At 47.5% G+C, this 14,060-nt stretch carries 10 protein-coding genes; 9 read left to right on the top strand and 1 reads right to left on the bottom strand.

The features are described from left to right. Positions 1–15: 15 nt before the first annotated feature. From AC1DPK_RS00180 to AC1DPK_RS00150, 7 genes are all read left to right on the top strand, one after another. Complete coding sequence (locus AC1DPK_RS00180; protein ID WP_477508876.1) at positions 16–2,568, top strand: DUF5696 domain-containing protein; 2,553 nt, start codon at positions 16–18, stop codon at positions 2,566–2,568. Next, positions 2,565–3,473, top strand: a complete 909-nt coding sequence (locus AC1DPK_RS00175) for a carbohydrate ABC transporter permease (protein WP_339204233.1) — start codon at positions 2,565–2,567, stop codon at positions 3,471–3,473. Before AC1DPK_RS00180 ends, AC1DPK_RS00175 begins: the two co-directional genes overlap by 4 nt. A 16-nt stretch (positions 3,474–3,489) precedes the next feature. Beyond that, positions 3,490–4,440 (top strand): carbohydrate ABC transporter permease, encoded by a 951-nt coding sequence (locus AC1DPK_RS00170; protein ID WP_339209718.1) that lies wholly within the window; start codon positions 3,490–3,492, stop codon positions 4,438–4,440. Between the two features lie 131 nt (positions 4,441–4,571). Further along, positions 4,572–5,855, top strand: a complete 1,284-nt coding sequence (locus AC1DPK_RS00165; RefSeq protein ID WP_477508875.1) for an endo-1,4-beta-xylanase — start codon at positions 4,572–4,574, stop codon at positions 5,853–5,855. A 127-nt stretch (positions 5,856–5,982) separates the two neighbouring features. Beyond that, a complete protein-coding gene (locus tag AC1DPK_RS00160; protein WP_477508874.1) occupies positions 5,983–7,512 on the top strand; it encodes a glycoside hydrolase family 43 protein in 1,530 nt (509 codons plus the stop codon). A gap of 33 nt (positions 7,513–7,545) precedes the next feature. Next, the gene (locus tag AC1DPK_RS00155; protein WP_477508873.1) at positions 7,546–9,060 is read left to right on the top strand and encodes a glycoside hydrolase family 43 protein; all 1,515 of its coding nucleotides are present in this window, start codon (positions 7,546–7,548) and stop codon (positions 9,058–9,060) included. A gap of 124 nt (positions 9,061–9,184) precedes the next feature. Then, complete coding sequence (locus AC1DPK_RS00150; RefSeq protein WP_477508872.1) at positions 9,185–10,192, top strand: endo-1,4-beta-xylanase; 1,008 nt, start codon at positions 9,185–9,187, stop codon at positions 10,190–10,192. A gap of 249 nt (positions 10,193–10,441) precedes the next feature. Here the strand turns inward: AC1DPK_RS00150 and AC1DPK_RS00145 are convergent, their stop codons facing one another. Next, entirely contained in the window at positions 10,442–11,665 is a 1,224-nt protein-coding gene (locus tag AC1DPK_RS00145; RefSeq protein WP_477508871.1) for an SGNH/GDSL hydrolase family protein, read from the bottom strand. 517 nt (positions 11,666–12,182) lie between these two features. Here AC1DPK_RS00145 and AC1DPK_RS00140 point away from each other — a divergent pair. Beyond that, on the top strand, positions 12,183–13,106 hold the full coding sequence (locus AC1DPK_RS00140) for an ABC transporter permease subunit (protein ID WP_477508870.1): 924 nt from the start codon (positions 12,183–12,185) through the stop codon (positions 13,104–13,106). Continuing rightward, complete coding sequence (locus tag AC1DPK_RS00135; RefSeq protein WP_441880513.1) at positions 13,103–14,053, top strand: carbohydrate ABC transporter permease; 951 nt, start codon at positions 13,103–13,105, stop codon at positions 14,051–14,053. Before AC1DPK_RS00140 ends, AC1DPK_RS00135 begins: the two co-directional genes overlap by 4 nt. Positions 14,054–14,060 lie beyond the last annotated feature (7 nt).

Below are 14,060 nucleotides of genomic sequence, written 5' to 3'. Positions count from 1 at the left end.
AAGGAGGAACGTTAGATGCGTATGGCCAGAAATGCCATCTTGTCCGCGTTTCTCGCAACCGGACTGCTGGTCGCCGGCTGTTCCAGCTCGGGTACCGCAAACCAAGCGGAAGACGCGCAGCAGCTAGAGGCGGCATTCGTGCAAGGAAAGGCGCTTAACGCTTCGTTCACGGATGCGCGTCTCGCCGATATGAAGGGAATCGCCGAGAATGAGCGGCTTAGGCTGTTCATCAACGAGGAGACGGGCGCTATTGCCGTGCTTAACAAAAGCGGAGGCGAAGTATGGCATAGCAATCCCCTCGAAGCGGAGGCTGATCCTGTCGCAACCGGGGTGAATAAGGGTTTGCTGTCCTCGCAATTGAAAATAGATTACTATAACAGCTTCGGACAGGTCAATTCGATTAATACGTTCCTGGACAGCGCCTTGTACGAACAGGTTAAATATGAAACGATTGATAGCGGAGTCAAAGTAACCTATAAATTCGGTAAAGCCGAGAGATCTGCCATGGATCTGCCTCTCATGTTAAGTATGACTCGTTTTGATGAGTTGTCGGGCAAGCTGGATAAGGCAGGTCAACGTGCTTTGCGTATTGGTTATACAAAAAATGAGGATAAAGCGGTCTATGCTCGGAATGACCAAGCGCTGAACGGTCTTCAGCTTGATCGCGCGTTCAAAGCATTCGAGGATGCCGGCTATACGCAAGAGGATCTGGAGAAGGATATGGCTGAACTGAATTTTTCGCAAGATTCGCCTGCACCGAGAATTTTCCTCGCTTCCATCGAGTATAAGCTCGATGCGGACTGCCTTGTTGTTAGGGTGCCATCAAAGGAAATTCAGTCTCCTAGCGAGTATCCGGTCAGCAACGTCTCAATGCTAAGCTTCTTTGGCGCAGCGGGGAGTAAGGAGAAAGGCTCGATCTTCGTTCCGGACGGCTCCGGCGCTCTCATCTCGTTCAATAACGGCAAGACGAAGTACCCTGCGTACCAGCAGGCGGTATACGGTAATGACCAGGCAATGGAGAGGGTCGAGAACGCTGTTAACGAACAAACCGTTAGGCTGCCGGTTTTCGGCATGATCAGGGACGGCAACGCATTTCTTGGCATTATCGAAGAAGGCGCGCCTGTTGCGACGATCAATGCGGATATCAGCGGCAAATTGAACAGTTACAATTATGTTTATCCGACCTTCAACGTTACGAACAAAGGGGAGCTTACGCTCCAGGCGAACGGATCGGAGCGAACATTGCCGAAATTCCAGGAACAACCGATGAAAAGTGATTTTACGGTGCGTTATGCCTTCCTTACGGGCGAGTCAGCATCGTATCAGGGCATGGCCGAGTATTATCGTCAATATTTGGAGCGCCAGGACGGATTACCGGCTCCGAAGAAGGGGAGCGGGGATAGTGAGCTTCCGTTCTACGTTCAGGTCGTGGGAAGCATTGCGAAACAGAAGCATTTCGTCGGCGTCCCGTACATGACGCTCGAGCCGCTTACCACTTTCAAGCAGACGCAGGAAATGATTAGCGAAATGAAGAAGCTCGGCATCGCCAATATTAAGATTCGATATGCCGGTTGGTTCAACGGCGGACTCGATCATAAAGTACCCGATGACCTGTCGGTAGACAATGCGATTGGCGGTGCAAAAGGCTTGCGCAGCTTGGCGATGTTCGCGAAGGAGCAGGGCGTAGACCTCTATCCGGACGTAGCCATTCTAACCGCGCATACGGGGAAGGGATTCGACGAGAAGGAGGAAGCGTCGCGTTCTCTGCGTGGCGTGCCTTCGTCATTCTATCCTCTTGACCTTGCGCTAGGGCGACGAGACCGCTCGAAGTCCCCATCCTATGTCGTATCGCCGAGGCGTGTCGGTACTTACGTGGATGCTATTCTAAAGGACATGGAAGGTTTCGATACGGACGGGATTTCGCTTCGTGATATGGGCGACAAGTTGAATAGCGATTTCCGCAAAAACAAACAAATCGACCGTACAGAGTCGGAAGATATTTCTACTCAGGCGTTGAACAAAATTCGTGAAGCAAACTTGAATATTTTGGCCGAGGGCGGCAATGCTTACGCACTGCCTTACTTATCAGATATTACAAACGCACCTTTAACGAATAGCCGCTATAAGCTTGAGGATCAAGAAATTCCATTTTTCCAAATGGTGATTCGCGGAAGTATCGATTACACGGGATCGCCATTTAATTTGACCAGCTACACGAACGTAAGGCAATACATTCTGAAATGTCTCGAGTATGGCTCCGGCGTATACTTCGAATGGATCCACGCGCCGAATTATAAGGTTAAGGATACGGAATTCAGCAATCTATATGCCGTCAATTACGAGCAGTGGCTGGAGCAGGCTGCATCCATATATGCTGAAGTGAACGGCGTATTGGGTAAAGTTCACAATGAGCGTATCGTAGCGCACGAGAAGCTAGCCGAAGGCCTGTTCAAAACCGTCTATGAAAGCGGGACGTACGTCATCGTTAACTACAATGCGACGAATGCAACAGTAAACGGGATGACGATAGAGGCCGAGGGCTATGTGACGGGTGGTGAGCAATCTTGAAAACGATAACGAAGCTGGTATTCAGATCAAGAACGTACAACGAGCAGAAGGCTTTGTGGGGCTTTCTCTACGTGCTGCCCTGGCTGCTTGGATTTCTATTTTTCTTTTTTATTCCTTTATTGACTTCACTGCAATACAGCTTAAGCTCGATTAAGGCCAATGCGAACGGAATGACTATGAAGTATATCGGATTCGCGAACTATATTGAAGCGCTCACGGTCAATACGAGCTTTAATCGAATATTGACGGAATCGGTCGTTAATATGGTCGTAAACGTTCCGCTTATCGTTATTTTCAGCTTGTTTCTGGCTGTGCTGCTGAATCAAAAGTTCGTCGGGAGAGCACTGGCAAGATCGATCTTTTTCCTTCCAGTTATACTTGCTTCCGGCGTCATTGCGACTTTGGAGGCATCAAGTCTGGTGCAAGCGATCAATGAACAAAATGCGAACGGGGGCGTATTTTCGAGCGGTACGATAGAGTTGGCGAACATCATGTTGCGATCCGGAGTCAATGAAGATATTGTTTTGTACCTGATGGATGCTGTCCAAAGGATTTATCAAATCGTCAGTCAATCCGGCGTGCAAATTCTTATTTTCCTAGCTGGGATTCAGACCATCTCGCCGCAGCTGTATGAGGCCTCCAAAATCGAAGGGGCAACGGGGTATGAGGCATTCTGGAAAATCACGTTTCCGATGGTCAGTCCGCTCATACTCGTAAACGTCATTTATACGATTATCGACTCTTTCTCCAGGAACAACATGACGACGCTAATCAAAGAAACCGGCTTTACCACCTTTAATTTCGGGCTTAGCTCGGCGATGGCGTGGATCTACTTCCTGGTCATCATGATCATTCTATTAGTTAGTGCATACTTCATATCCAAGCGGGTCTTCTACCAGGAATAGAAGGAGAGTGAAAACGTTGATATTGGCCCGATTGTTATCGTTGGAAAGCTGGAAGCGAGGGCTGTGGACGATCGTTCGGCTCGTGCTGATTATCGGATTGTCGTTCGTTATCTTGTATCCCATTATTCAAAAAATTTCGACGGCGATCAAAGACAAGGCGGACCTGTATTCGCCGATCGTCGTGTTTATTCCAGAGCACTTTACGCTCGACAATTTCAAGCAAGCGATCTCCATTATGGATTATTGGGAAACGCTGGCAAATACATTTGTGCTATCTAGCATGACGACGATCATGACCGCCGCATCCTGCGCGTTCGCAGGTTATGCGTTCGCCAGGTTGAAGTTCAAAGGAAGCAATCTGCTGTTCGCTGGCGTTATATTAACCATCTTGGTTCCGCCTACGACCATCCTAATTCCGATCTATATGAACTTGAAGGACTTTACGCTTCTAGGCGTGATCCCGCTGCTAACCGGCGGAAAGTCCTTGAATTTGCTTAATTCTTACTGGCCGTTTATTCTAACTTCCCTTACGGCGAATTCGTTGAAGGCGGGGCTGTACATCTTCATCTTCCGTCAGTTTTTCCGTGGTATTCCGAAGGAGGTGGAAGAAGCGGCATACATCGACGGGGCGGGCGTTGGCTCGACGTTCCTTCGCATCATGCTGCCAAATGCGATTCCGTCGATTGTTACCGTATTGCTCTTCTCCTTTGTGTGGCAGTGGAATGATAGTTTCTTCACGACAACCTATCTGACGTCGAGCAAAGTGATGTCCACGCAGTTGTCGTCCCTTCCTTACAACTTGCAAATTTTGCTAGAAGGCGGCGCAACGACCAACAAAGACCCGTTCTTCATGAGCATGGTGCAGGATACCGGTATTTTGCTTGCGATTCTGCCGCTCGTTATTCTTTATTTGTTCGTTCAAAGATACTTCGTCGAAAGTATCGAGCGTACTGGAATCGTCGGTTAAGAAAAGTACTGACGCATGTATAGCGCCTTGGGGGGGGCCAGCTACTTCGGTCAGCTGCCCGCAGGGCGCTTATTGCTGCTTAGAGGTTTGGTGTGCAAAACAAGATTACGTTTGAAAGGCGGGCAAACGAATTGAGTCAAAAAAGAAACAAGCTAATATACAGCATTATAGCTGCTGTCACCTTAATTGCGGTTGTTGCTGTGCTTATTCTCAATAAGCATCAAGCGGAATCAGTGAATGAAACGGCTGCGCTTCAGACGGAAGCACCTGCTGGCAGCGTCAATACTGAAGATGGCCAGCCTACAAGCACGATTGAAGCGACTCCGGCTCCAACCTTGAAGCCAACTCCGACGCCGGAACCATCGGTTGAGCAGGATATTCCATCGCTTGCGGAGACATTCGCTGATTACTTCCCGATCGGAGCTGCCATCGAGCCGGCCCAGATGGAGGGCCTAAAGGCAGAGATGCTCAAGAAGCACGTGAATTGGCTTGTTGCGGAGAACGTGATGAAGCCCGATGCGATTCAACCTACGGAAGGTAAATTCAATTGGGGGAATGCGGATCGAATCGTAGCGTTCGCGAAAGAAAACAACATGGAGGTGCGCTTCCATACCTTGCTTTGGCATAGTCAGGTCGGCGCTTGGTTTTTTAAGGATGCGGAGGGCAAGCCGATGGTTGAGGAGACAGACGTGGCTAAGCGCGAAGCGAACAAAAAGCTGCTGCTGCAGCGAGTCGATACGCATGTCCGCACAATTGTCGAACGATACAAGGACGATATCCAATCATGGGACGTTGTCAATGAAGTAATAGAGCCAGCCGATCCGGACGGGATGCGAGCTAGCGAATGGTATAAGATAACGGGTACAGACTTTATCGAGACGGCATTCCGAGCGGCACGCGAAGCGGGCGGAGCCGAGGCAAAGCTGTACATTAATGATTACGGAACGGACAATCCGGCGAAGCGAGACCGATTGTATGAGCTTGTGAAGGAAATGCTGGATAAAGGCGTACCGATCGATGGTGTCGGTCATCAGACCCATATCGACCTATTCGGGCCGACGGTGAATTCTATTATCGAATCGATGAAGAAGTTTGCTGAGCTAGGTCTTGATAATCTCGTTACCGAGCTGGATATGAGTCTCTACGCATGGAACGATCGCAGCGATGTTGGCAGCGATATACCGGTTGACCTGCTGCAGAAGCAGGCGGATCGATATCGCGAGCTGTTTGAGGCTTTCAGAAACAATAAGGACATTCTTAGCGGCGTCGTATTCTGGGGCATCGCGGACGACCATACGTGGTTGAACAGCTTCCCGGTGACGCGTACCAACGCGCCATTCCTGTTCGACAAGCAGCTCCACGCGAAGCCGGCATTCTGGGCCGTCGTCGATCCATCTGGGCAAGCACGACCATAAAAGTATAAAAAGTACCGCCTATAATTTGTGTAGGAAAACCTATAGATAGACGGGTTGTTGCCGAGGCGCATACAGGCTAGACTGGTTGGATGATGGACTAATCCAGCCTTACTAGGAGGAGCTAGCGATGAACAATACGACAATAACGAACCCGGTCATCTGGGCAGACGTTCCGGATCCGAGCGTGATCCGTGTAGGATCGACCTTCTATATGGTAAGTACAAGCATGCATTCGATGCCAGGCTGTCCGATTATGAAGTCCGAAAACCTGCAGAATTGGGAGCTTGTTAATTACGTATACGAGACGTTCGAGGATAATGACGCGCACAATTTGCTTGACGGTAAAGGCATTTACGGCAAGGGATCATGGGCTGCCAGCTTACGCTATCGCGACGGTATCTTTTATGTGTGTTTCTCGAGTCTGGATATGAATCAGTTCTATGTGTATACGACTGAGGATATCGAGAACGGGAAATGGGAACGAAGCGTTATTCAAGGACTTCACCATGATCCGAGCATACTGTTCGACGACGATGGCCGTGTGTTCGTCTTCCACGGCAATGGCGATATTCGAATTACAGAGCTGTCTGAGAAAGCAACTGCTCTGAAGCCGGACGGCATCAATCAATTGCTGCTCGAGACGGAACGAGACGGAATTATGCTTCGTGCCGAGGGCTGCCATGCCTACAAAATCAATGGTTATTATTATTTATTCTTCATCGATTGGCCAAATGCAGGTAACAAGCGCCGCAGACAGCTATGCTATCGTTCACGTGATCTGCTCGGTCCATACGAGCACAAGCTAGTACTCGATGATCAAATGGATTATCGCAACAATGGCATCGCACAAGGTGGCATTTTTGATACGTCAGAAGGGGATTGGTATGCGGTACTGTTCCAGGATCACGGGGCCGTTGGCCGTATTCCATGCGTTCTGCCGGTCGTTTGGGATAATGACTGGCCAGTTCTGGGGCAACAGGGCAAAGCGCCTAAGACGTTCGAAGTGAAGCTGCCCAGCTCGGAGACAAAGCCGCTTGTCATCAGTGATGAGTTTGATTACGGGGAGAATCGTCTAGCGCTTCATTGGCAATGGAATCATAATCCCGACAATGGTAAATGGTCGGTAACGGAGCGACCGGGCTGCTTGCGCCTAACGACGGGTCATATCACGAATAGCGTAGAATTTGCCCGCAATACGTTAACACAGCGTACAGAAGGTCCGGCATGTGTCGGTACAACGTTTATGGACATCAAGGCTATGAAACCGGGCGACCGTGCAGGGTTAGTGTCGCTGCAATATGCTTTCGGCTCGGTCGGTATTCAGGTCGATGACAACGGCGATTTTTACGTAGCAATGTGCGTCAATGGCAGAGTGGACGACGGTCAAGGCGAAATCACAGTTGAACGCGTAAAGTATGAGGGCGACCAAATCTATTTGCAAATAGAGTGCCAGTTCGATAATGGCGATCGCGAGGATATTGCCTGGTTCCGCTATTCCTCGGACGGAGTGAATTGGGTTGTGATCGGAGATCCGTTTCATATGCAATATAGGCTTGAACACTTTATGGGCTACCGATTCGGGCTGTACAATTACGCCACGAAGCAAGCTGGCGGTTTCGTTGATTTCGATTACTTCCGCTATGTGAGTCTGATTTAACTAATTTCGCAACGATAAGGAGAGTGCGCTTGCTTGAATTATAACAATCCGGTTATAAGCGGTTTTCATCCGGACCCAAGCGTCTGTCGCTTTGGCGATGATTATTATCTCGTAACGAGTTCCTTCGAGTATTTTCCGGGTGTTCCGCTGTTCCACAGCAAGGATCTTGTGAATTGGACGCAGCTCGGTCACGTTTTGACAAGGACCGAGCAGCTCGATCTAAGCCGTGCACCAAGCTCCGGCGGCATATTCGCGCCTACGATCCGTGAGCATAACGGAACGTTCTATATGGTGACGACGAACGTTACCGCCGGCGGTAACTTCTTCGTACATACGAATGATCCGCGCGGGGAATGGTCGAATCCGATATTCGTCGACCATCCCGGCATAGACCCAGATTTGTTCTTCGATGAGGATGGAACATTGTATTTCACTTCCTCTGCTCACGGGGATCAGGGGCCTGGCATCTATCAAAGCAAGATTGATCCGAAAACCGGCAAAAGGCTGACTGATCCTGCTTTCCTCTGGACGGGAACAGGAGGCCAGTACCCGGAAGCACCGCATATTTATCGTGTCGGCAGTTGGTACTATTTAATGATTGCCGAAGGCGGCACCGAATACGGCCATATGGAAACGATCGCTAGAAGCGAACGTCCGAATGGACCTTTCGCAAGCTGTCCGCACAATCCAATCTTAACCCATCGCAGCCAGTCAAAAACGATTCATGCAACGGGACACGCAGACCTCGTTCAAACGCCGGACGGAGACTGGTGGGCTGTATTTCTTGGCATCAGGCCGCATGGCTATCCGAATAAACACCATCTCGGCAGAGAGACGTTTCTTTCTCCCGTCACATGGACGGAAGAGGGTTGGCCGATCATTGGCGATAACGGAACGGTCAGCGAGACGATGCCGGCAGGCAATCTTCCGTTGCTGCCTGTAGCCGCTGCCCCAGTTCGGGACAACTTCGATGCGGCGGCGCTTGCACCGTATTGGAATTTTATGCGTTCACCCAACCCGGATAACTGGTCCCTTAGCGAGAAGGATAGTTGTCTAACGCTGCAGGGCAACGAGACGACGTTGAATGAAATCGGAGCGCCTGCATTTCTAGCGAGAAGACAACAGCATTTCGATTGCAGCGTGTCTACACATATGGAATTTGCACCTGAGCGTGACGGAGAGGAAGCGGGCATTACCGTTTATATGAACGATCGCTTCCATTATGAGATTGCTGTGACTCGTATTGCTGGCGTGTGCAAAGTAATTTTCCGTAGAAAGCTTGGCAGCTTGTGGAAGATCGAGAACGAGGCGCCGTGGCCGTTCGATTCTATCGTGCTTCATGTGAGCGCAAATCGCGACCTGTATGCTTTCGGATTTTCTGATGGCAACGGAGAACCATTCTGGTTCGGCCATGGAGAGACCTCTCTTCTTGCAACGGAAGTGGCTGGCGGATTTACTGGCGTGCTCTTCGCCTTGTATGCGACCGGAAATGGCGCCAAATCGGAGTCGCTTGCCCATTTTGACTGGTTCGATTATGAATCAAAGTAACAAATTATCCATACGAACAATAAAAGCTTTTCCCATATTACCTGGAAAACGCTATATTCTTCTAAATCGGCAATCAAATTAAGTTTAAAGTCAACCTATACATGAAGAGGAGGCGATCGGAGAAATGGACAATTCCCGATATGAAGGATCTTTAAAACTTCATAAATCGTTTAGTCAGCAGTTTTTAATTGGTGCAGCTGTAAATATGAAGACGCTGGTCACACAACGCGAGTTGTTGGCTTATCATTTCAATAGTGTAACGGCTGAAAATGAGATGAAGTTCGAGCGTTTGCATCCTGCAGAACACCAATATACTTTCGAGGATGCGGATCGAATAATGAATTTCGCGAAAGTAAACGGAATGCAAGTAAGAGGGCATACGCTGGTCTGGCATAATCAAACGCCTGCTTGGGTGTTCGAGAATGAGACTGGAGGTCTAGTTGATCGCGATACGCTGTTGGAGCGAATGAAAGCCCACATCAATACAGTGGTTGGGCGTTATAAGGGTCAAATTTATGCATGGGATGTCGTGAATGAAGCCATATCTGATAGTAGCGAAGAACAACTTCGTTCGTCCAAATGGCTCGACATCGTGGGTGAGGAATTCATTTCCAAGGCGTTCGAATATGCGCATGAAGCCGATCCCGAAGCGCTGTTGTTCTATAACGATTATAACGAGTCCGTACCTGAGAAGAGGGAAAAAATTTATAGACTGGTAAAATCTCTGAAGGAGAAGGGCGTGCCAATTCATGGTATCGGACTGCAAGCGCATTGGAATCTATCCCATCCGTCACTGCACGATATCCGAACTGCAATTGAACGTTATGCTTCGCTGGGGCTCAAACTGCATATCACGGAGATGGACGTGTCGGTGTTCGAGTTTGAAGATAAGCGAACCGATCTGATATCGCCTACTTCCGAGATGATGAGTCTTCAGGAGGATAGGTATTCCGAGTTATTCCAGCTGTTCTGCGAATATAGCAATGTGCTGACGAGCGTGACGTTCTGGGGGGCCGCGGACGATTATACTTGGTTGGACAACTTCCCAGTCAGAGGGCGCAAAAATTGGCCATTGCTGTTCGACAAGGAACAACTGCCGAAAGGATCGTACCACAAGTTGGTCAGCAGATAGCATAAACGTTTAAAAGCAAGAATATCGTAAAGCTTTCTTTGCTTAGGTGATCATGCGATTCGATACAACATGAAAGCCCTTCTGCCCGGTTATATCAGGGCTAGAAGGGCTTTCATGTTGTATGGTCATTTATTATATATAGAAATGTCGCTTATATGATGTAGGCGATTCCCTAAATATGCTTTTTTGAATATGCAGGTGAAAAGATCAGTAATAAGAAATTCTCAATGCAAAATGAGCTGCGAGTGACTATTGTGTGAAGCCGAAACCAAGAATTGTAAATCGCTTGCTCTCATGCTCTGACGCCATTCTGATTTCTACTGTATGCTCTTTCGATTGCTGCTCCCGAAATAAAATGAGGGCGTGGCAACGCGTCCACTTGACGGTTTGGGACTCCGCCACCTTCACAAGCTTGCCGTCAACCCAAATATCGGCGTTTCCGAAGTCGTTGCTTCCGGAATTTTTATAAATGAGAAGCAGGCTTTTGCAGTGAATCGTCATCGTGAAGCTGTCGCTGCCGGATTCAGATGTATGCATCCAGTTGTCGGGGAATTGGGCTGTGCCGTATGGATGATCATCCATCTCCGCGAATTGGAGTTCGGTATCGGATGCGTAGAAACTGCCTTCCGTAATCTTTGCTACACTAGAACCATTGTCTCTATCCAGCAAACGAACTTCGGCGAAATCGTTGCCGAACATCGGTGGTTTGTCGAGGACGATTTCCTCTTGATTAGGTGCGCAACGATCGGTCTCCATGAATAGCGAGCGCAAGCAGTCGGCCATGATGAGATGTCCCATATTTGTCGGATGATAGATGTCGCTAAAAAATTGCGACTTGGAAATGATGTTGCCCTCGTCCTTCGACTTTTGAAATTGTTTTGTAACTGCATCCTTCACGCTTACCATGGGAAGATCATAATGATAGCCTACAGGAGAAAGTTGTTCCTGCAGATTCCAATCGTTTTCGAACACGCTGAACAGCAGAATGACGGCAGGCGAATTGGCGGCGGCCAGGATTTTCAGTACGAGACTCTCGTAGCAAATCCCTTTCGTCTCGTCGTCAGCGTCATTGACGGCAAACTCCACGACGACGATGTCCGGTTGAACCGTTCCGTTTCTCAGGACATCTCGCTCATAGCGAATCATGCCCAGTTCAGAAGGCGTACCGCCTAAGCCAGCTTTAATAAAGCGAATCTGATTACCTCCGTCCTTACCGAACATCTCTTTAAAAGCGGTATATGTTTGGTGAGCATAGCAGGACGTATGGAGCGGGTCTGCTCCAGCTCCATGAGTAATGGAGCCGCCAATGAAAGCAATCGTAACGTTATCGCCTCTCTTAGCCTTTTCAATGGCGGCTTTCAATCGCTTATTGTTGCCTTTGTCAAGCAGCGATTGGGCGATCATCTCATGATAAGCCTCCGAGTTAACATCAACGAGCTTCTCAGTTGCGTTCAAGGATAGACCATCTGTCATTGTGATTCCCCTTTCTTAGGTTCAATTAGTCTATCTTAGTACAAACCGACCGAGCAGCAAACCCGTCAAAGTATAGTTAAAGGTTCGGAAATTCGAGTCATGATTACGAAATAGACTGGCTAGCAGTATTCGCATCCATTTACACGAAAAGGAGTACTGTACTTGTTTTACATAACAACTAATATGATGGATCCTAAATGTTGAAAAGTAGGTTTTATTGCACATTAAGAATTTCTTGGAAGTATCGTAGGCTATCAAATTTACAATCACTCCATCGCAGAATATATCAATTATACGTGAGTATAGATCATTGTTTTTAGGCTGCTGGTAATTTACTATTTATTAGAAAGTTGGTAATTAATTGAATAATAAACAATGCATTTACGGAGGTGTATGGGCTGGAAAGGAAATGGAAGCACGGATAGGGGAGTGTTACCCGGTTGCCTGGACATCGCGAAATATTTCTTTTCTACAATATTGGAAGCGCTTCCAAACATTTTATTTATAGGGGGATTACATGGTGCGTATAAAAGAATACAGGATGAGAAGTGAATCTATTAAAAAATTTCTCTACATACTGCCTTTCATGGGTTTACTTGCTACCTTTGCATACTACCCGCTATATGGTTGGGTTTATGCCTTCTTTGACTATACGCCGCCGACACCTTTGTCTCAATCCACTTATGTTGGTTTCAAGTGGTTTCGTTCCTTAGTTGAAAACCAAGTAAAGATAGACCAATTGCTTCAGGTTATCAAAAATACGTTTGGGATGAGCGGCTTGGGCCTGCTCTTCTCATGGCTACCAATGATATTTGCTATATTTTTGAATGAAATAAAAGCTTTGCGTTTCCGGAAGTTTGTGCAGACGGTAACGACCTTGCCAAACTTTATCAGCTGGGTACTGGTCTATTCACTGGCCTTTTCTATGTTATCGAGTGAAGGCATCATTAACGGCCTTTTGAATCAACTGGGACTCATCGATTCTCCGATCCTATTCCTTCAAGACTCTGAACATGTATGGATCACCATGTGGGGGTGGTCAATATGGAAAACATTGGGCTGGTCAGCCATCCTGTATATAGCAGCCATTATGAGTATAGATGAATCCCTTTATGAAGCGGCGCGTGTAGACGGTGCGACAAGGATGCAGGTCATATGGCATGTGATTTTACCAAGTCTGATGTCAACCTATTTTGTTTTGTTAATGCTGCAAATTGCGAGCTTCCTGAATAACGGCTTGGAGCAATATTTTGTTTTTCAAAATGCATTTAACAAAGAAAGCATACAGGTTCTGGATTTATATGTGTACAACCTAGCCATGGGGGGCGGTAGCTATTCCGTTTCTGTTGCGATCAGCATGCTGAAGAGCTTGGTCAGTGTTGTGCTTCTCTTTTCAGTGAATGGATTATCAAAAATGATAAGAGGAGAGAGCGTGGTATGAGCGATAAAGCAGCAGGCCTGGCAGCGAACACTGTTAACAACAACAACAAAAAGCATTCCAGCATAACCGACATCTTGATCTCATCATTGATTTATACCTTGTATACGCTGTTTGCTCTAATTTGTATTTTTCCATTTTACTCTATCATTATCAATACAATAAGTGCCAATGATCTTAGCGCCAGAGGTGATATTGTATTCTACCCGCAGCAAATCCATTTCCAGAACTACTTGGATGTATTTAAGATTCCGGGACTATGGAACGCTGCCGTTGTATCTTTGGGAAGAACGCTGATCGGGACTTCTTTGACCGTCGGGGCTTCAGCCTTTTTGGGATTCATGTTTTCTCAGGAGGATATGTGGGGGAGAAAGTTCTGGTACCGCTTCACAATAATTACGATGTTTTTTAATGCAGGAATTATTCCGTGGTATCTCACCATGCGCTCCTTGCATCTGACAAACCATTTTTTGGCCTACATTTTGCCGACAATAGTAGCCCCGTTTTTTATCATTCTTGTAAAAACCTTTGTGGAATCAACGCCTAAGGAATTGCAGCAGGCTGCAAGTATCGATGGGGCTGGGGTTATGACCATTTTCTTCAAAGTGATATTGCCTATAAGCAAGCCGATATTGGCTACAGTTGCCATATTTGCAGCGGTGGATCAATGGAACTCTTTTCAGGATACGCTGCTGCTCGTCACTGACAGCAAATTGTATAGCCTGCAGTTCATTTTATATAACTATATTAATCAAGCAAGCTCATTATCTACCATGGTTAATCTTCAAAATGCCGGTTCTACAGCCATGGCAACTCTGGCAACCAAGCAAACGACAACATCAATCCGTATGACGGTTACCATTATTGTTGTTGCGCCTATATTGCTGGTTTATCCGATCTTCCAGAGGTTTTTTGTAAAAGGGATTATGATAGGGGCAGTGAAAGGCTAACCTGCAC

The organism is Paenibacillus sp. 01T424 (assembly GCF_056398745.1).
This window is presented reverse-complemented; position numbering and strand designations above follow the sequence as displayed.

Excerpts from the sequence above, each read along its gene's own strand:
- AC1DPK_RS00180 (WP_477508876.1), top strand. The coding sequence starts at position 16 with ATGCGTATGGCCAGAAATGCCATCTTGTCCGCGTTTCTCGCAACCGGA.
- AC1DPK_RS00160 (WP_477508874.1), top strand. The coding sequence starts at position 5,983 with ATGAACAATACGACAATAACGAACCCGGTCATCTGGGCAGACGTTCCG.
- AC1DPK_RS00150 (WP_477508872.1), top strand. The coding sequence starts at position 9,185 with ATGGACAATTCCCGATATGAAGGATCTTTAAAACTTCATAAATCGTTT.
- AC1DPK_RS00145 (WP_477508871.1), bottom strand. The coding sequence starts at position 11,665 with ATGACAGATGGTCTATCCTTGAACGCAACTGAGAAGCTCGTTGATGTT.
- AC1DPK_RS00140 (WP_477508870.1), top strand. The coding sequence starts at position 12,183 with ATGGTGCGTATAAAAGAATACAGGATGAGAAGTGAATCTATTAAAAAA.
- AC1DPK_RS00135 (WP_441880513.1), top strand. The coding sequence starts at position 13,103 with ATGAGCGATAAAGCAGCAGGCCTGGCAGCGAACACTGTTAACAACAAC.